General features: G+C 70.9%; 16 protein-coding genes and 2 tRNA genes. 8 read left to right on the plus strand and 10 right to left on the minus strand.

Features of this window, described 5'->3' with window-relative positions:
* Window positions 1–816: an SOS response-associated peptidase gene (locus ACF1GV_RS22165; RefSeq protein ID WP_391683497.1), complete on the minus strand. Its 816-nt coding sequence runs from the start codon at window positions 814–816 to the stop codon at window positions 1–3.
* A gap of 49 nt (window positions 817–865) precedes the next feature.
* On the opposite strand from ACF1GV_RS22165, the gene ACF1GV_RS22170 reads away from it, so the two are divergent.
* The 4 genes from ACF1GV_RS22170 (at window position 866) to ACF1GV_RS22185 (ending at window position 4,479) form a co-directional block, all read left to right on the plus strand.
* On the plus strand, window positions 866–1,588 hold the full coding sequence (locus ACF1GV_RS22170) for a M50 family metallopeptidase (RefSeq protein WP_391683499.1): 723 nt from the start codon (window positions 866–868) through the stop codon (window positions 1,586–1,588).
* Between the two features lie 75 nt (window positions 1,589–1,663).
* Window positions 1,664–2,980, plus strand: coding sequence for a 3-phosphoshikimate 1-carboxyvinyltransferase (gene aroA, locus ACF1GV_RS22175; protein ID WP_391683502.1), 1,317 nt, complete (start codon window positions 1,664–1,666; stop codon window positions 2,978–2,980).
* A 9-nt stretch (window positions 2,981–2,989) separates the two neighbouring features.
* Complete coding sequence (rsgA, locus tag ACF1GV_RS22180) at window positions 2,990–4,000, plus strand: ribosome small subunit-dependent GTPase A (RefSeq protein WP_391683505.1); 1,011 nt, start codon at window positions 2,990–2,992, stop codon at window positions 3,998–4,000.
* Between the two features lie 155 nt (window positions 4,001–4,155).
* Window positions 4,156–4,479, plus strand: a complete 324-nt coding sequence (locus ACF1GV_RS22185) for a multidrug efflux SMR transporter (RefSeq protein WP_363262627.1) — start codon at window positions 4,156–4,158, stop codon at window positions 4,477–4,479.
* Between the two features lie 7 nt (window positions 4,480–4,486).
* On the opposite strand, the gene ACF1GV_RS22190 is transcribed toward ACF1GV_RS22185, so the two are convergent.
* Window positions 4,487–5,092: a TetR/AcrR family transcriptional regulator gene (locus ACF1GV_RS22190; RefSeq protein ID WP_391684034.1), complete on the minus strand. Its 606-nt coding sequence runs from the start codon at window positions 5,090–5,092 to the stop codon at window positions 4,487–4,489.
* A gap of 161 nt (window positions 5,093–5,253) precedes the next feature.
* Between ACF1GV_RS22190 and hisN the strand changes: the two genes are divergently transcribed.
* Together hisN and ACF1GV_RS22200 are read left to right on the plus strand one after the other, a co-directional pair.
* Window positions 5,254–6,054 (plus strand): histidinol-phosphatase, encoded by an 801-nt coding sequence (gene hisN, locus ACF1GV_RS22195; RefSeq protein WP_391683507.1) that lies wholly within the window; start codon window positions 5,254–5,256, stop codon window positions 6,052–6,054.
* Window positions 6,055–6,207: 153 nt separating this feature from the next.
* On the plus strand, window positions 6,208–6,600 hold the full coding sequence (locus tag ACF1GV_RS22200) for a cyclic nucleotide-binding/CBS domain-containing protein (RefSeq protein ID WP_391683510.1): 393 nt from the start codon (window positions 6,208–6,210) through the stop codon (window positions 6,598–6,600).
* A 66-nt stretch (window positions 6,601–6,666) separates the two neighbouring features.
* Here the strand turns inward: ACF1GV_RS22200 and ACF1GV_RS22205 are convergent, their stop codons facing one another.
* The gene (locus tag ACF1GV_RS22205; RefSeq protein ID WP_391683512.1) at window positions 6,667–8,121 is read right to left on the minus strand and encodes a catalase; all 1,455 of its coding nucleotides are present in this window, start codon (window positions 8,119–8,121) and stop codon (window positions 6,667–6,669) included.
* A gap of 144 nt (window positions 8,122–8,265) precedes the next feature.
* On the opposite strand from ACF1GV_RS22205, the gene ACF1GV_RS22210 reads away from it, so the two are divergent.
* Entirely contained in the window at window positions 8,266–8,682 is a 417-nt protein-coding gene (locus tag ACF1GV_RS22210; protein WP_361631193.1) for a Fur family transcriptional regulator, read from the plus strand.
* 143 nt (window positions 8,683–8,825) lie between these two features.
* On the opposite strand, the gene ACF1GV_RS22215 is transcribed toward ACF1GV_RS22210, so the two are convergent.
* From ACF1GV_RS22215 to ACF1GV_RS22230, 4 genes are all read right to left on the minus strand, one after another.
* Window positions 8,826–8,899, minus strand: a tRNA-Met gene (locus ACF1GV_RS22215).
* A gap of 165 nt (window positions 8,900–9,064) precedes the next feature.
* On the minus strand, window positions 9,065–10,867 hold the full coding sequence (locus ACF1GV_RS22220; protein WP_391683514.1) for a tetratricopeptide repeat protein: 1,803 nt from the start codon (window positions 10,865–10,867) through the stop codon (window positions 9,065–9,067).
* Between the two features lie 227 nt (window positions 10,868–11,094).
* A tRNA-Met gene (locus ACF1GV_RS22225) sits at window positions 11,095–11,168 on the minus strand.
* A gap of 43 nt (window positions 11,169–11,211) precedes the next feature.
* Window positions 11,212–14,175, minus strand: coding sequence for a UPF0182 family protein (locus ACF1GV_RS22230; RefSeq protein ID WP_391684037.1), 2,964 nt, complete (start codon window positions 14,173–14,175; stop codon window positions 11,212–11,214).
* Between the two features lie 164 nt (window positions 14,176–14,339).
* Here ACF1GV_RS22230 and ACF1GV_RS22235 point away from each other — a divergent pair, with 164 nt between their 5' ends.
* A complete protein-coding gene (locus ACF1GV_RS22235) occupies window positions 14,340–14,879 on the plus strand; it encodes a PPA1309 family protein (protein ID WP_391683517.1) in 540 nt (179 codons plus the stop codon).
* Between the two features lie 7 nt (window positions 14,880–14,886).
* On the opposite strand, the gene ACF1GV_RS22240 is transcribed toward ACF1GV_RS22235, so the two are convergent.
* From ACF1GV_RS22240 to ACF1GV_RS22250, 3 genes are all read right to left on the minus strand, one after another.
* On the minus strand, window positions 14,887–15,978 hold the full coding sequence (locus ACF1GV_RS22240) for a PDZ domain-containing protein (protein WP_391683519.1): 1,092 nt from the start codon (window positions 15,976–15,978) through the stop codon (window positions 14,887–14,889).
* A gap of 71 nt (window positions 15,979–16,049) precedes the next feature.
* On the minus strand, window positions 16,050–16,214 hold the full coding sequence (locus ACF1GV_RS22245) for a hypothetical protein (RefSeq protein ID WP_391683522.1): 165 nt from the start codon (window positions 16,212–16,214) through the stop codon (window positions 16,050–16,052).
* Window positions 16,215–16,365: 151 nt separating this feature from the next.
* The gene (locus tag ACF1GV_RS22250; RefSeq protein ID WP_391683524.1) at window positions 16,366–16,827 is read right to left on the minus strand and encodes a molybdenum cofactor biosynthesis protein MoaE; all 462 of its coding nucleotides are present in this window, start codon (window positions 16,825–16,827) and stop codon (window positions 16,366–16,368) included.
* Window positions 16,828–16,993 lie beyond the last annotated feature (166 nt).

The following is a 16,993-nucleotide window of genomic DNA, read 5'->3' on the forward strand; positions in this document are numbered from 1 at the left end:
TCAGAAGAGTGTGCCCTCTTCCGGCGCCGCCAGCTCCTTCAGCAGCTCCTCGCCGTTGTTGCGCACATTGCTCACGGCGGTGGAGACCGGATAGGCGCGCATCAGTCCGGCGGGCGGCGGCGCGAGCAGCTCACGCAGCTCGTCGGGGTCGGTGCGGGCGGGGTCCAGCCAGGCGTCCCAGCGGTCCGGGGTGAGCATCAGCGGCATCCGCGGGTGGATGTCGGCGAGCGAGCCCGGGCCCTCGGCCGGCGCGACGGCGAGCGGGGTCTGCTCGGCCTCCGTGGTGATCACCGAACACGTCGCCCACCAGGCCTGCGGGTGGTCGTCGGGCAGCGTGCGGTCCCGCCAGAACTCGTACAGCCCGGCCATCGCGAACACCGAACCGTCGGCCGGCAGCACGAAGTACGGCTGCTTGCGCGGCCGCTTCCGCCTCCCCTCGACCTCCAGCTCCCGCTCCTGCTCGCCGGTGACCCACTCGTAGTAGCCGTCGGCGGGCAGGATGCAGCGGCGGGAGGTGAAGGCACGGCGGTAGGACGGCTTCTCGTGCACGGTCTCGGCGCGCGCGTTGATCATGCGGGCGCCGCCCTCGGGCGTCTTGGCCCAGGAGGGCACGAGCCCCCACTTCAGCTTGCGCAGCTGCCGAACCGGACGCGGGTCCGGGACGTCTTTGAGGGGGCGGTCCAGGACGGCGTACACCTCTTTGGTCGGGGCCACGTTGTAGTCGGGCGCCAGGGTCTCCTCCGGCTCCCACTTCTCGATCTCAAAGACTCCTGCGAGATCCTCTGGCCTACGACTCGATGCAAACCGTCCGCACATACGTGCCACCCTGCCAGACTCCGCACAAGCACAGGAGCACTCCGAGACAATGGACGACCTCGCCGCCACCGCGCTGCCCGACCTCTGGGACCGGCTCACCGGCACCCAGCCCGACCCGGACCTGTGGGTGGTGCTGGCCACCATGGTCGCGGCGCTGGCCGTGGTCGTCCCGCACACCCTGTGGCGGATATCGCGCAACGCCATCACCATCGCCCACGAGGGCGGCCACGGTCTGGTCGCGCTGCTCACCGGCCGGCAGCTCACCGGGATCCGGCTGCACTCCGACACCAGCGGGCTGACGGTGAGCCGGGGCAAGCCGTACGGCCTCGGCATGATCCTCACCGCGGCCGCCGGGTACACCGCTCCCCCGCTGCTCGGCCTCGGCGGCGCGGCCCTGCTCGCCACGGGCCGGATCACGCTGCTGCTGTGGGTGGCGACGGCTCTGCTGGTGGCGATGCTGGTGATGATCCGCAATGCGTACGGCGCGTTGACGGTCCTCCTTACGGGTGGCACGTTCGTGCTCGTCTCCTGGCTCGCGGGGCCGCAGGTGCAGGCGGCGTTCGCGTACGTGGTGGTGTGGTTCCTGCTGCTGGGCGGTGTGCGCCCGGCCTTCGAGCTGCAGGCGAAGCGGGCCCGGGCAAGCGCCGGGGACTCGGACGCCGACCAGCTGCACCGGCTGACGCACGCGCCGGCGGGGCTGTGGCTGTTCCTGTTCCACGCGGTGTCGCTGTGCTCGCTGATCGGCGGGGGGCGCTGGCTGCTGGGGTGGTGACGGCCCGGCAGCCGGGCCGCCGGCCGACGGGCGCTCGCGACGACCTCCACCTCGGGCTCCTTATAAAGTGGCCTCATGGCCCCGAACCCCGCACACACCGCCCTCTGGCCCGCCCCGCACGCGAGCGGAGCCGTCGACGCGACGGTCCACGTGCCCGGGTCCAAGTCGGTCACCAACCGTGCCCTGGTGCTCGCCGCCCTCGCCTCCGAACCGGGCTGGCTGCGCCGCCCGCTGCGCTCGCGCGACACCCTGCTGATGGCCGGGGCCCTGCGCACGATGGGCGTGGAGATCGAGGAGGGCGTGGGCCCGGACGGCACCGGCGAGGCCTGGCGTGTGCTGCCCACCGGGCTGCGCGGCCCGGCCACGGTCGACGTCGGCAACGCCGGCACGGTGATGCGTTTCCTGCCGCCGGTGGCCGCGCTCGCCGACGGCCCCATCCGCTTCGACGGCGACCCGCGCTCGTACGAGCGACCGCTGCACGGTGTCATCGACGCGCTGCGCGCGCTCGGCGCGCGGATCGACGACGACGGCCGGGGCGCGCTGCCGATGACTGTGCACGGCGGGGGCGCTCTGGACGGCGGCCCGGTGGAGATCGACGCGTCCTCCTCCTCGCAGTTCGTCTCGGCGCTGCTGCTGTCGGGGCCGCGCTTCAACCAGGGCGTGGAGGTCCGGCACATCGGCACCACCCTGCCGTCCATGCCGCACATCCAGATGACCGTGGACATGCTGCGCGCGGTCGGCGCCCAGGTGGACACCCCGGAGTCGGGGGGCGAGCCGAACGTGTGGCGGGTGACGCCGGGCGCCCTGCTCGGCCGGGACCTGACCATCGAGCCGGACCTGTCCAACGCGCAGCCGTTCCTGGCGGCGGCGCTGGTCACCGGCGGCCGGGTCGTCGTCCCGGACTGGCCGGAGCGCACCACCCAGCCCGGTGACCGGCTGCGGGAGATCTTCACCGAGATGGGCGGCTCCTGCGAGCTGACCGACTACGGCCTCGTCTTCACCGGTTCCGGTTCCGTGCACGGCATCGACGTCGACCTCGGCGAGGTCGGCGAGCTGACCCCCGGCATCGCCGCGGTCGCCGCGCTCGCCGACTCCCCCTCCACGCTGCGCGGTGTGGCCCACCTGCGGCTGCACGAGACGGACCGGCTGGCCGCGCTCACCAAGGAGATCAACGAGCTGGGCGGTGATGTCACCGAGACCGCCGACGGCCTGCACATCCGCCCGCGCACGCTGCACGGCGGCATCTTCCACACCTACGAGGACCACCGCATGGCGACGGCCGGTGCGATCATCGGCCTGGCGGTTCCGGGCGTGGAGATCGAGAACGTGGCGACGACGGCGAAGACCATGCCGGAATTCCCCGAACTGTGGACCGGGATGCTCGGGGCGTAGGGGTTCACCATGCGCCGCTACGGCAAGCACACCGACGAGGACGACATCCGCACCCGCCCCGGACGCCGGGGCAGCAGGCCGCGCACCAGCATCCGGCCCAAGCACGAGGACGCCACCGAGGGCATGGTCCTCACCGTCGACCGGGGCCGGCTGACCTGCCTCGTCGACGGCCGCACGATCATGGCGATGAAGGCGCGCGAGCTGGGCCGCAAGGCCGCCGTGGTCGGGGACCGGGTGGCGATCGTCGGCGACCTGTCCGGCGAGAAGGACACGCTCGCCCGGATCGTGCGCATCGAGGAACGCACGTCGGTGCTGCGCCGTACTGCGGACGACGACGATCCGTTCGAGCGGGTGGTCGTCGCCAACGCCGACCAGCTGGCCATCGTCACCGCCCTCGCCGACCCCGAGCCCCGCCCGCGCCTGATCGACCGCTGCCTCGTCGCGGCGTTCGACGGCGGCCTGGAGCCGCTGCTGGTGCTGACCAAGTCGGACCTGGCCCCGCCGGACGAACTCCTCGAGCTGTACGGCGACCTGGACATCCCCTACGTCGTCACCAGCCGCGAGGAACTGGAGAACGGCGAAGCCGCGGACCGGGTGCGCGCGGAGCTGGACGGACGGATCACGGCGTTCGTCGGCCACTCGGGTGTCGGCAAGACGACGCTGGTCAACGCGCTGGTGCCGCAGGAGCGGCGGCGGCTGACGGGGCATGTGAACGCCGTGACCGGCCGCGGCCGGCACACCACCACCTCGGCGCTGGCGCTGCCGCTGGCCGGTGGGGACGGCTGGGTGATCGACACCCCGGGCGTGCGCTCCTTCGGTCTCGCCCACGTCGACCCCTCCCGGGTGATCCACGCCTTCCCCGACCTGGCGGCCGGCACGGAGGGCTGTCCGCGCGCGTGCAGCCACGACGAGCCGGACTGCGCGCTGGACGCGTGGGTCGCCGAGGGCCACTCCGACCCGGCCCGGCTGTACTCGCTGCGCCGGCTGCTGTCCACGCGGGAGCGCACGGAGGGCGACTGAGCGGGACGGGAGGCCGCCGCGTTGTCCGCCGGTGCCGGTTCGGTGTCGCGTTGTCCCCAGGTGCCGGTCCGGTGTCGCGTTGTTTGCCGGGGCTCGCGCTCGGTAAGTGCATAATCGCACCGAGCCGGAGATCCGGATCAACGGGAGGACAGCACATGGCGTGGCTGCTGGTCATAGTGGCCGGGTTTCTGGAGACCGGTTTCGCCGTGTGCCTGAAGCTCTCGCACGGGTTCACCCGCCTCTGGCCGACGATCGCGTTCGCCTGCTTCGCGCTCGGCAGCTTCGGCCTGCTGACCCTCTCCCTGAAGAAGCTCGACGTGGGCCCCGCGTACGCGGTGTGGACCGGCATCGGCGCGGCCGGCACCGCGATCTACGGCATGGTCTTCCTCGGCGACCTCGTGTCCACGCTGAAGATCGTCTCCATCAGCCTGGTCATCCTGGGCGTGATCGGCCTGCAGCTGTCCGGCTCCGCGCACTGACCGCCGCTCAGGCCCCCTGCCGGGGCAGCACCGCGTGCACCAGCTCGGTGAGACCGCCCTCGCCGGGCGGGGCGGCTATGCAGGACAGCGCGAGCCGGACCACCAGCTCACAGGAGCGGGCCGACTCGGCACCGTCCGTCTTCGCCGGGCCGGGCCCGGACAGCGCGGCGACGGCCCGGTCGCGCACCTGGGCCACGAACTCGCCGGGCGAGGGCAGCGGCCCGTCGGCGCGGCGCTGCGCCGGTACGGCCGAGGTGGACGGCACCGCGTGCAGGGGCGGCGCGGGCAGCCGCTCGCTCCAGCAGCCGGTGAGCAGGGCACGCAGCAGGGGGTTGTCGCGGGCCGCCGACGCCGTCCACTCGGCGACCGCCGCCAGCCGCTCCCCCGCGTCACCGCTCCCGGCGAGCACCCGCTCGACGCCGGCGAGGTAGGCGTCCGCCTCCCTTCTGACCAGCGCCCGCGCGAGCCCCTCCTTGCTGCCGAACTCGTTGTACAGCGTCTGCCGGGACACTCCCGCCGCCGCGGCCACGTCCACCATCCGCACCGCCGGCCACGGCCGACGCGTCACCGCCGCGAACGCGGCCTCCAGCAGGGATTCCCTCGCAGCAGGCATCATCGCTCCCTAGGGCGACCGACTCTGCGCCCAGGTTTGACGCGGTCGTATGCACTGTCAAGGGTGTGTACGCGGTGTGTGCCCGGCTCGCGGGTCACCGTGCCTTCCAGCTGACGGACCCAGGTAGTCCCACCCTCACCACGACGACTACCGTTCCTCACATGCCCGACTACCTCGACGACCTCCGCTTCGCCCACGTCCTCGCCGACGCGGCCGACGCCACCACCATGGACCGCTTCAAGGCCCTCGACCTCAAGGTCGAGACGAAGCCGGACATGACCCCGGTCAGCGAAGCGGACAAGGCCGCGGAGGAGATAATCCGTGGCCACCTCGCCCGCTCGCGCCCCCGCGACGCGGTCCTCGGCGAGGAGTACGGCATCGAGGGCACCGGCCCCCGCCGCTGGGTGATCGACCCGATCGACGGCACCAAGAACTACGTCCGCGGCGTCCCCGTCTGGGCCACGCTCATCTCGCTGATGGAGGCCGGTGAGGGCGGCTACCAGCCCGTCGTCGGCGTGGTCTCCGCCCCCGCCCTCGGCCGCCGCTGGTGGGCGGCGAAGGGCCACGGCGCCTACACCGGCCGCAGCCTCTCCCGGGCGAGCCGCCTCCAGGTCTCCCGCGTCTCGCGGCTCGCGGACGCCTCCTTCGCCTACTCCTCCCTCACCGGCTGGGAGGAGCGGGGCCATCTGGACGGCTTCCTGGACCTGTCCCGCACGGTGTGGCGCACGCGCGCGTACGGCGACTTCTGGCCGTACATGCTGGTCGCCGAGGGTGCGGTCGACCTGTGCGCCGAGCCGGAGCTGTCGCTGTGGGACATGGCCGCCAACGCGATCGTCGTGACGGAGGCCGGCGGCACCTTCACCGGCCTCGACGGCCGCCCCGGCCCGCACAGCGGCAACGCGGCGGCGTCCAACGGCCTGCTGCACGACGAGCTGCTGGGGTATCTGAACGGGCGCTACTGAGAAACCCGAGGTGAGCGTGCGCGCCCCCAACGGGCCGCACGCGCCCTCTTGTTGACCCCCGCTTTACCTGCCACTCTGAGAGTCCCCCCGCTTGTGAACTTGTGAATGAAGGAACAAGCAGCCGGGGACGACTCCAGGAGGTGGCTCTAGACCATGCTCGTCCGCGACGCCATGAGCACGGTGGTCCTCACCATCGGCCCGCACCACACCCTCCGTCAGGCAGCCGCTCTGATGTCCGCCCGCCGGGTCGGCGCGGCCGTCGTGTACGACCCCGACGCCGGCGGCATCGGCATCCTCACCGAACGCGACATCCTCAACTCGGTCGGCCTGGGCCAGGACCCGGACACCGAGCTGACCGACGACCACACCACGACCGACGTCGTGTTCGCGACCCCCGCCTGGACCTTGGAAGAGGCGGCCCGCGCCATGGCGCACGGCGGCTTCCGGCACCTGATCGTCCTGGACGGCGACGAGCCGGCCGGCGTCGTCTCGGTCCGCGACATCATCCGCTGCTGGGCACCGGCCCGCGAACGCATCCCCGCGTGAGTCACGGCGGCGGGCCGGGCCCCGCGAGGGTACCCGGCCCGTCGGCCGCACACTCGATCCGGCAGGTCAGCCGCGCAGCGCCTGCACCGCGACCTCCAGCCGCTTGCCGAAGTCGGCGTCGGCCTGACGGAAGTTGCCGATCGCGCGCTCGACGATGTCCTCGCGCGAGACCTGCGAGAGGGCGCCGGCCAGGTTGCCCACCAAGCGCTCCTTCTCGTCCTCGGTCATCAGCCGGTAGAGGTTGCCGGCCTGCACGAAGTCGTCGTCCTCGGCATGCCGAGGCGTCGGGTGGTTGCCGGTGCCGCCGGCGAGGGAGCCGAGCGGCTCCCACAGCGGGCGTCCGGTCTCCTGCGGGCCGCCGAAGCTGTTCGGCTCGTAGTTCTTCGCCCCGCCGTGGCGGCCGTCGTAGAGGTGGCCGTCCCGGGAGTTGGTGCGCGCCTCGGTGGCGTGCGGGCGGTTCACCGGCAGATGATCGGCGTTGATACCGACCCGGTAGCGGTGCGCGTCGCCGTACGCGAAGAGGCGGCCCTGGAGCATCTTGTCGGGCGACGGGCCGATGCCCGGCACGAAGTGGGCCGGCGAGAAGATCGACTGCTCGACCTCGGCGAAGACGTTCCGCGGGTTGCGGTTGAGCTCCAGCTTGCCGATCTCGATGAGCGGGTAGTCGCCGTGCGGCCACACCTTGGTCAGGTCGAACGGGTTGAAGCGGTAGGCCGCCGCCTCGGCCACCGGCATGACCTGGACGTACACCGTCCAGCTCGGGAACTCGCCGCGCTCGATCGCCTCACGCAGGTCGCGCTGGTGGGAGTCGGGGTCCTTGCCCGCGAGGACGTCGGCCTCCTCGGCGGTGAGGTTCTTGATCCCCTGGTCGGTCTTGAAGTGGTACTTGACCCAGAAGGCCTCGCCGGCCTCGTTGCTCCACTGGAAGGTGTGCGAGCCGAAGCCGTCCATGTGGCGGTAGGAGGCGGGAATGCCGCGGTCACCGAAGAGCCAGGTCACCTGGTGGGTGCTCTCCGGACTCAGGCTCCAGAAGTCCCAGACGTTGTCGGCTTCCGTGGACCCGGTGTACGGGTCGCGCTTCTGGGTGTGGATGAAGTCCGGGAACTTGATCGCGTCCCGGATGAAGAACACCGGGGTGTTGTTGCCGACGAGGTCGTAGTTGCCCTCCTCGGTGTAGAACTTCAGCGCGAAACCGCGCGGGTCGCGGACCGCGTCGGCGGCGCCGAGGTTGCCGGCCACCGTGGAGAAGCGCAGGAAGACCTCGGTCTCCTTGCCCACCTCGGAGAGGAACTTCGCCCGCGTGTACGGCGTGACGTCCGCGGTCACCGTGAAGGTGCCGTAGGCGCCGGCACCGCGGGCGTGCACCACGCGCTCCGGGATGCGCTCGCGGTTGAAGTGGGCCAGCTTCTCGAGCAGGAGCTGGTCCTGGACGAGCACCGGGCCGCCGATGCCCGCGGTCTCGCTGTGGTTGTTGTCGGCTACCGGAGCACCGGCCTCCGTCGTGAGCGGTCCCGTGGTCATGAGCGCCTCCTGCGTAACTTCCGTCTGTACCTGCCCCGTGGCCAAAGCCGTTGCCGATCCTACATTGGACTATGTCTAAGTCAAGTCGAGATCCAACTTCACACCTATTCGGAACCTGGTCTCCTTGCTGTTAGGCTGGTCTCCATGAGCGACCTTCTGGAACGCCTGCGCGGCCGCGGCTGGCGGATGACCGCGCAGCGGCGTGTCGTGGCCGAGGTCCTGGACGGCGAGCACGTCCACCTCACCGCCGACGAGGTGCACGCCAGGGCCGTCGCCAAGCTGCCGGAGATCTCCCGGGCGACCGTGTACAACACGCTCGGCGAACTGGTCTCCCTGGGCGAGGTGCTCGAGGTCAGCACCGACAAGCGCGCCAAGCGATACGACCCGAACGCGCACCGGCCGCACCATCACCTGGTCTGCGCGAACTGCGGCGCGATCAAGGATGTGCACCCGACGGGCAACCCCCTGTCCGACCTGCCCGACACGGAGCGCTTCGGCTTCACCGTCTCGGACGTCGAGGTGACGTACCGGGGCCTGTGCCCGAACTGCGCGAGCGCGTAGCAGTACGCCGAAAACCCCGATACGGATCCCGTACCGGGGTTTTTCTCTGCCGCGAACCGACGTCCGCCCGGGAACGCACCGAGGGCGGAAGCGAAAAAAACCGAGGGCCGGAAACCTTTCGGCTTCCGGCCCTCGGCCTTCAGTAGCGGGGACAGGATTTGAACCTGCGACCTCTGGGTTATGAGCCCAGCGAGCTACCGAGCTGCTCCACCCCGCGTCGATGAATGGAACACTACGTCAAGGGAGCCGACAGAAGCAAATCGCTTCCGTGCGGGGTGCCGCGGCACTCGCTCGTCCGCGGGTCCGCCGTGGCTGGTCGCGCAGTTCCCCGCGCCCCTGGGCCGGCTGGAGCCCCCCGTCGGCACGCCGGCCGGCGTCAGCCTCACGCCGACAGTTCCTCTCGCAGGGCGTCCCGTAGCCGCGCCGCGCGCTTCGCGACCTCCCCCGGTCCCAGCGTCACCGCCCGGTCGGCCCACCGCTGCCCCTCGGCCAGCTCACCCCGACGCGCGTAGACCAGGGCCAGCCGCAACGCCGCCCGACCGTGCCCGGCGTCGGCCGCCCGCGTCCACCACACCGCCGCCTCCGGCTCGCTGCCCTCCCGCGCCAGCAGCAGCCCCAGATTGAACGCCCCGTTCCGCGACCCGGCCTCGGCCGCCTCCCGGTACCACCGCGCCGCCTCGACGACATCGCCCCGCGCCGCGGCGAGCATGCCCACCCGGACCTGCGCCCGCCGGTGCCCCTGGGACGCCGCGCGCTCGTACCACTCCTCGCACTCGGTCTTCTCGTGCAGCGACTGCAGCGACTCGCCCAGCTCGTGCGTGGGCACCGGCGGCCGCCGCGCGTCCAGCACCGCGGCCAGCCGGTACGCCGCCTCCGCGCTGCCGCCACCCGCCGCGCACCGCAGATACCGCTCGGCCTCCGGCTCGTCGCCCTCCCTGAGGCGCGCGATCCCGACCTGCAGCGCCGCCTCGGTGTGCCCGGCGGCCGCCGCCCGCTCGTACCACCTGAGCGCGGCCGCGTCCTCGCCCCGCCCGGCGTACAGGATCCCCAGATTGAACGCGGCGTCCACGCTCCCGGCCTCCGCCGCCTTGGAGAACCACGGCTCGGCCCCGGTCTCGTCCCCGCCCCGCAGCAGCAGGATGGCCAGCGCGTTGGCCGCCTCCCGGTGCCCGGCGTAGGCGGCGCGCCGGTACCACTGCTCGGCCTGCGCGGTCCGCCCCTGCTCGGCACAGAGCAGCCCGAGGTTGTAGGCGCCATTGACGTCCCCGGCGTCCATCGCCTCCCGGTACCACCGCTCGGCGGTCTGCGTCTCCCCGCGCTCGGCGTGCAGCGCGCCCAGGGCGTTGGCGGCGTTGCCGTCGCCCTCCTGCGCGGCCTTGAGCCACCACGCGGCGGCGCTGTCGGAGTCGCCGGCGTCGCGCAGCAGGAAGCCCAGCGCGCACGCGGCGCGCGGCTCGCCGTCCTTCGCGGACGTGAGGTACCAGCGGCCGGCCTCCTGCAGCTCGCCCCGCTTCTCCAGGATCGCCCCGAGGTGCAGCGCGGCCCGCCGGTGGCCGCGCGCGGCGGCCTGCCGGTACCACTGCTCGGCCTCGGCGACGAGGCCGACACCGTTGTCTCCGCCGGACTCCCGTGCGCCTCTCGCGTCGAGCGCCCTGGCCAGCCGGTACGCCGCCTCCCGGTGCCCGCGCTCGGCCGCGGCCCGCAGCCACCGCTCGAACTCGGCGTCCGCGCGGTGCTCCAGCAGATCGGCGAGCGCGTAGGCGCCCAGCACGTGTCCCTGCTCGGCGGACTGGCGCAGCCAGTACTCGGCGGCGGGCTCGTCGCCGCGCTCGCGGTGGTGCCGGCCGAGCGCGTGCGCGGCGGCCGCGGAACCGGCGACGGCCGCGATCCGCCACCATCCGGCGGCCTCGTCGGCATATCCCCGCTGGTGCAGCAGGACACCGAGGTTGTTGGCGGCCGCGCGGTCGCCCTCGGCGGTGGCGGCACGCAGATGGGGTTCGGCTCCGTCGAGGTCGCCCCGGCGCAGCAGCATGGCCCCGAGGACGCTCATCGCCTCGACGTCGCCGGCCTCCGCGGCGAGGCGCTGGCGCAGTTCCTCCGCGGCGTCGCCCTCGTCCTCATCGCCCGAAGGCTGAACAAATCGCCCTGTCTCGAACAGAGTTGCCTTGTCCCCCATAACGTCCATCGTCGCACCACCTGCAACCTGGGTACACCCGGTATACCGCAGTCCGTGAGGTCACTTCAGCGTTTTGTCGACATGCCCACAGAGAGACAAGTCAAACACAGTTCCCCCAACTCCCCACGGCGGCACGGCGCTCCTACCCGTCGGCACATGCGTTCGCACACACGAAGGCCCGGATCCCTGTGAGGATCCGGGCCTTCACTGTCGTACGACCACGTCGTCGACTTCAGTAGCGGGGACAGGATTTGAACCTGCGACCTCTGGGTTATGAGCCCAGCGAGCTACCGAGCTGCTCCACCCCGCGCCGTTGTGTGTACAACCGTACCACGGCGCGGGGCGGGCCATGATCAGCCGCTGCTCGGAGAGGGCGTCGGCTTGGAACCCGCGCTCGGAGCGGTCGTCGGCTTGGGACTGGGGCTCGCGCCCTGGGCCTTGCCGCCCTGCGCCCCCTGGCTCGCCTTGGACTGGGCGTCCTCGGCCCGCTTCAGGGCTTCCTCCAGGTCCTTCTGCGCCTGGCCGTACGCCTGCCAGTCACCCTTCTTCAGGGCCTCCTGGCCGGCGTCGAACGCCTTCTGCGCGTCGTTCAGCGCCTGCTGGACCGTCGGGTTGCCCGTCGCCGGCGGCTTGGTGGTGCCGGTGCCCTGGTCCGGTGGCTGCGTGGCGGAACCGTTCGCGCCGAACACCTTGTTCAGGGCCTCGTCCAGGGTGTTCTCGAAGGCCGTGTTGCCGCCGTAGGTGACGAGCACCTTGCGCAGCAGCGGGTACTTGAGGTCACCGCCGCGGACGTAGACGGGTTCCACGTAGAGCAGGCCCCCGTCCAGCGGGACGGTCAGCAGGTTGCCGTACTCCACCTTGGAGTCGCCGCGTTGCAGCAGGCTGATCGACTCGGCGATGGAGGGTTCGGAGTTGAACTGGCTCTGCACCCGTTTCGGGCCGTCGATGGTCTTGCCGGTCGGCAGTTTCAGGATGCTGATCTTGCCGTAGTCGCCCGACTGCGGTTCGGCGCTGACGGACATGAACGCGCTGAGGTTGTCCCGGCCGTTCGGCGTCATCGTCGTCGTCAGCGAGAACGCCTGGGACTTCTGCCCCGGCAGCTTCATGCTCAGGTAGTACGGCGGCACCGCGTCGCCCGACTTGTTGGTCGGGTCGTCCGGGATCTGCCACACCTCGCTGCCGCTGAGGAAGGTCTGCGCGTCCTCGACGTGGTAGCGGGTCAGCAGCTCGCGCTGCACCTTGAACAGGTCCTGCGGGTAGCGCAGATGCTCCATCAGCGAGGCGGAGATGTCGCTCTTGGGCTGGACCGTGCCCGGGAACGCCTTCATCCACGTCTTCAGGACGGGGTCCTTGGTGTCCCACTGGTAGAGCTTGACCTCGCCGGTGTACGCGTCGACGGTCGCCTTCACCGAGTTGCGGATGTAGTTGACCTGGTTCTGCTGGGCCACCACCCGCTGGTTGTTCGCGGCCGTCAGCGAGTCGGTCGTGGTGTCACCCAGGGTGGTGCGCGAGGCGTACGGGTAGCCGTTGGTGGTGGTGTAGGCGTCGACGATCCACTGGATCCGGCCGTCGACCACCGCCGGGTACGTCACGCCGTCGATGGTCAGCCACGGAGCGACCGCCTCGACGCGCTCCTTGGGCGTGCGGTTGTACAGGATGCGCGAACCGTCGCCGATCGCACCGGAGTACAGGATCTGCGGCTCGCCGAACGCCACCGCGTACGCGGCCCGGTTGAGCGGATTGGCGAGGTTCACACCGCTCTTGCCCTGGTAGCGGGTGGTCTTCTCGCCGCTGTCGTCGGAGTAGTCGATCTCGTCCTGGGGACCGCCGACGATGGAGTAGGCGGTGGTCTTCTCGCCGTAGTAGACCCGCTGCTGGTAGGCGCCGAGGTCGCCCTTGGACGGCAGGTCGTACTCGGTGAAGACCGGGCGGCCCTCGGAGTCGGCCTCGGTGCCCTTGGCCGCGACCACGCCGAAGCCGTGCGTGTAACGGAAGTGGTCGTTGATCCAGTTGTGCTTCGGAATGCCGTTGAGGTTCAGCTCACGCAGACCGATGACCGTGTCCTGGACCTTGCCGTCCTTCGTCTTGTACCGGTCGACGGCCAGGTTGGACGGGAAGCCGTAGTAGTTGCGCACCTGCTGGAGCTGCTGGAACGTCGGGCCGACGACATTGGGGTCCATCAGCCGGATGCTGGCGACGCTCTCGGCGTCGTCGCGCAGCTTCGTGGTGTCCTTGGTGGTGCTGGTGCCCGGGTACTCGCTGACCTGGGTGTCGTCGATGCCGTACGCCTCACGCGTCGCCTTGAGGTTCTTCTGGACGTACGGAGCTTCCTTGGCCTGCTCGTTGGGCTGGACCTGGAACTTCTGCACGATCGCCGGGTAGAGCCCGCCGATGAGGATCGCGGAGAGCACCATCAGGCCGAAACCGATCACCGGCAGCTGCCAGGTGCGCCGCCACAGGGTCGCGAAGAACAGCAGCGCGCAGATGACGGCGATGCAGAACAGGATGGTCTTCGCGGGCAGGTACGCGTTGGCGTCGACGTACCTCAGGCCCGTCCAGTTGTCGGTCGCCTTGAAGTCGCTGGACTTCACCGCGAGTCCGTACCGGTCGAGCCAGTAGGCGACCGCCTTCAGCGTGACGAACACGCCCAGCAGCACCGACAGATGACCGGTCGCCGCGGCCGTTGCACGCGCGCCGGGGCTGGTGACGCGCAGCCCGCCGTACAGGTAGTGGGTGAGCGCGGCGGCGATCAGCGACAGGATCGTGGCGGCGAAGCCGAAGCCGAGCAGGAAGCGGTACCAGGGCAGGTCGAAGGCGTAGAAGGAGACGTCGAGATGGAACTGCGGGTCCTTCTGCCCGAAGGACACGCCGTTGACCCACATCAGCCAGGTGCGCCACTGGCCGGCGGCCGACGCTCCGGCGATCAGACCCACCAGGGCCGTGATCCCGAGCAGCAGCCACTTCTTGTACGGCGCGATGCCCATCCGGTAGCGGTCGAGGCTCTGCTGCTCCATCGACATCGCGCTCAGCGGCGGGCGCAGCCGGTGGGCCAGCCAGATGTTGAGGCCGACGGCGACGGCCATCAGCAGGCCGAAGACGAAGAACAGCCCGATCTTGGTCCACAGGGTGGTGGTGAAGACCGAGGAGTACTTCACCGACCGGTACCACAGCCAGTCCGTCCAGAAGCCCGCGAACATGGTGAACGCCATGCCGAGTACGGCAAGGACGCCCAGCGTCGCGAGCAGGGTCCGGACACGCCGGGACGGGCGTCCCACTCTGATCCGCGGCCCCGTGGGGCCTCCGCCGCGGTCCGGCATCTGGAAAGCCAAGGTGCGCACCTCGAAGTTCGCTGTCGTCTCGTCAGACCCGCGTTTTCGCCGGCCCGCCGTGGCCCCCCGTGATCGCGGGCCCACACCTATGCAACTTACTCACGGTTTACTCGGTTCCCGATTTCGGCCGGGAACGAGGCAGGATTGTGACCATGTCCAACACTCCCATGGCAGCGAACCCCCTCACCCGGGCCGTACTCGAGATCGACGAGTACGCCTCCGGGCTCGGCTGGGACCAGCCCGCACGCCTTTTCGCCCTCGTCGACACCCAGCAGCTGCGCGCTCAGGAACCCTCGCTCGCCGACCAGCTCGGCCTCGGCCAGGACGAGACTCCCGGCCTCACCCCGATCGAGCAGGACGAGATTGCAACGGACCGGCCGCTCGACGAGTTCCTGGCCACCATCGCCTGGCCCGACGCGGTGGCCGGCTGTGCGCTGACCGTGGAGCGGCTGATGCTGCCGCCGTCCGCCGAGGCCCAGGTTCCGCAGGGCCTGGACGGCCCCAAGCTGGCGCAGTGGGTCGCCGAGCACCCCGAGCGTCAGGAGGTCCGGATGACGGTGGCGGTGCTGCGCGACGGCGCCCGTGAGTCGGCGCTGCGGCTGCGCGAGAAGGACTCCCCGACGGAGGTCCTCACCGGTCCGGACCTGATCCCGGGCCTGGCGGACGCCCTCGCGGCGACGTTCGAGGGCTGAGAACCCGCTACTTGGTGCACTTCGGCAGGTCGGCGGTCCGGCCGCTGCCGATGTCCTTGAGGGCGTCGAGGGCGTCGCCGATGGTCTTGACCTTGACCAGGGTGAGGCCCTCGGGGGTCTCCTTGGCCGCGGACGCGCAGTTGTCTGCGGGCGTGAGGAAGTACTGGGCGCCCTTGTTGCGCGCGCCGACGGTCTTCATCTCGATGCCGCCGATCGGGCCGACCTTGCCGTCGTCGTCGATGGTGCCGGTGCCCGCGACGAACCTGCCGCCGGTCAGGGCGCCCGGGGTCAGCTTGTCGTAGATGCCGAGCGCGAACATCAGACCGGCGCTCGGGCCGCCCACGTCGGCGAGCTTGATGTCGACGGTGAACGGGAACGTGTGGTCGGTGCCGGCCGAGATCCCGACGATGGCCCGCTTGCGGCCCTGGTCGTCGGACGTCGCGGTGGTGATCGTCACGTCCTTGGCCGCGGTCGCCGTCCGGTGCTCCTTCTCGGCGGCCGCCTGCTCCTTGGCGGGCACGATCCGGAAGACCACCTTCTCGCCGGGCTTGTGCTCGGTCACCAGCTTGGCCACGTCGGCGGGCTGCTTCACCGCGGTGCCGTCGACGGCCTTGATCACGTCACCGGCGTGCAGCCTGCCCTCCGCCGGGGAGCCCTTGACCACCGTGGAGACGATCACCCAGGACTGCACCGGGACGTGCAGCTCCTTCAGGGCGGCGACCTTGGCGCTCTCCTGGGACTGGCTGAACTCCTCGGCGTTCTCCTGGCTGGACTGCTCCTCCGTCTTGCCGTCCGGGTACAGCGTGTCGTGCGGCACGATCTTCATGTCGTGCGCCAGCCAGCCGTAGACCGCCTCCACCAGGTTCATCCGGTAGTCGGCGCTGGTGACCCGCACGGTGGTCATGTTGAGGTGACCGTCCGTGGGATACGTCTTGCGCCCGGAGATCTGCAGCACCGGCTCACCGTCGTGGTCGCCGAGCGTGTTCACCGTCGGTCCCGGGGACATCTCCGAGTACGGCACGTCGATCAGCACTCCGGCGCACAGGAGTGCGATCAGCATCAAGGTGGAGGCGAGCATCGTCGCGGTGCGGCGTGGCATGGCACGACAGTACGGGACGTGTCTGTCGGAGCACCGTCAGGGCCGCCGACTTGATCACACCCGCGCCCGCTTCAGGTGCCGGAGTGCGACTTCTCCATCGCCTCGCGGAAGCGCGCGTAGCCGTCCAGCTCGGGGCCGTCATTGCGGACCTTGCGGGTCCGGTTCGCCCAACCGCCCCACAGGCCGGCCGCGACCGCAGCCACGAGCGGAATCAGCAACCAGACGAGCGCCCCCATGGCGACCTCCCGACCCCGACTGAGTGACCGCTACCGACTGATCAGCAGATTAACCGCCTGCCGTGACAACGCTCACGCCAGGGGGTCGGTTACGCAACCGGAAATCCACCGCACGGCGGCTCGGTGGCAGCCGGCTCGACAGGCGGCCGGTTCAGCAGGCGCCGACCCACTCCTCCGTACCGTCGGAGAACCTCTGGTGCTTCCAGATGGGCACCTCGTGCTTGAGGTCGTCGATCAGCTTCCGGCAGGCGTCGAATGCCTCGCCGCGGTGCGGGCACGACACGGCGACCACGACGGCGAGATCGCCGACGGCCAGCTCCCCCACACGGTGGACGGCGGCCAGCGCCCGTACGGGGTACTCGGCGCAGACCTTCTCCGCGACGCGCCGCATCTCGGCCTCGGCGGAGGGGTGGCAGGAATACCCGAGCGCGTCCACGTCGGTGCCCCCGTCGTGGTTGCGCACGGTTCCCACGAACAGCGCGGTCCCGCCGGCGGCGTCGTCCCCGACGGCCCGGAAGACCTCGTCCACGGACAGCGCCGTGTCCCGCACACCGATCAACTTGATGGGATCCGCCGCGGCCTGCTCACCGGGATGGTCGTACGTGGGTGCCATGCCCCCATCGTGCCGCACCGCACGCCCATCCGAAATAGACGTTTCACCATGCACGCACGCGTGAAGGCTTGGAGATACGTACGGACACGCGGCCACGGACGGCCGCGGTGCGGGGTTCGGTCAGCCGGGGAGAGCGCTGACCGGCGCCGGCGAGTGCCGGCCCGGC

Origin of the sequence: Streptomyces sp. NPDC014006 (genome assembly GCF_043088925.1) — a bacterium.
Classification (GTDB): domain Bacteria; phylum Actinomycetota; class Actinomycetes; order Streptomycetales; family Streptomycetaceae; genus Streptomyces.

Bases quoted from the DNA above. Each gene is read 5' to 3' on its own strand.
- ACF1GV_RS22165 (WP_391683497.1), bottom strand. From the start codon at position 816: ATGTGCGGACGGTTTGCATCGAGTCGTAGGCCAGAGGATCTCGCAGGA.
- ACF1GV_RS22170 (WP_391683499.1), top strand. From the start codon at position 866: ATGGACGACCTCGCCGCCACCGCGCTGCCCGACCTCTGGGACCGGCTC.
- aroA (WP_391683502.1), top strand. From the start codon at position 1,664: ATGGCCCCGAACCCCGCACACACCGCCCTCTGGCCCGCCCCGCACGCG.
- rsgA (WP_391683505.1), top strand. From the start codon at position 2,990: ATGCGCCGCTACGGCAAGCACACCGACGAGGACGACATCCGCACCCGC.
- ACF1GV_RS22185 (WP_363262627.1), top strand. From the start codon at position 4,156: ATGGCGTGGCTGCTGGTCATAGTGGCCGGGTTTCTGGAGACCGGTTTC.
- ACF1GV_RS22190 (WP_391684034.1), bottom strand. From the start codon at position 5,092: ATGCCTGCTGCGAGGGAATCCCTGCTGGAGGCCGCGTTCGCGGCGGTG.
- hisN (WP_391683507.1), top strand. From the start codon at position 5,254: ATGCCCGACTACCTCGACGACCTCCGCTTCGCCCACGTCCTCGCCGAC.
- ACF1GV_RS22200 (WP_391683510.1), top strand. From the start codon at position 6,208: ATGCTCGTCCGCGACGCCATGAGCACGGTGGTCCTCACCATCGGCCCG.
- ACF1GV_RS22205 (WP_391683512.1), bottom strand. From the start codon at position 8,121: ATGACCACGGGACCGCTCACGACGGAGGCCGGTGCTCCGGTAGCCGAC.
- ACF1GV_RS22210 (WP_361631193.1), top strand. From the start codon at position 8,266: ATGAGCGACCTTCTGGAACGCCTGCGCGGCCGCGGCTGGCGGATGACC.
- ACF1GV_RS22220 (WP_391683514.1), bottom strand. From the start codon at position 10,867: ATGGACGTTATGGGGGACAAGGCAACTCTGTTCGAGACAGGGCGATTT.
- ACF1GV_RS22230 (WP_391684037.1), bottom strand. From the start codon at position 14,175: ATGCCGGACCGCGGCGGAGGCCCCACGGGGCCGCGGATCAGAGTGGGA.
- ACF1GV_RS22235 (WP_391683517.1), top strand. From the start codon at position 14,340: ATGTCCAACACTCCCATGGCAGCGAACCCCCTCACCCGGGCCGTACTC.
- ACF1GV_RS22240 (WP_391683519.1), bottom strand. From the start codon at position 15,978: ATGCCACGCCGCACCGCGACGATGCTCGCCTCCACCTTGATGCTGATC.
- ACF1GV_RS22245 (WP_391683522.1), bottom strand. From the start codon at position 16,214: ATGGGGGCGCTCGTCTGGTTGCTGATTCCGCTCGTGGCTGCGGTCGCG.
- ACF1GV_RS22250 (WP_391683524.1), bottom strand. From the start codon at position 16,827: ATGGCACCCACGTACGACCATCCCGGTGAGCAGGCCGCGGCGGATCCC.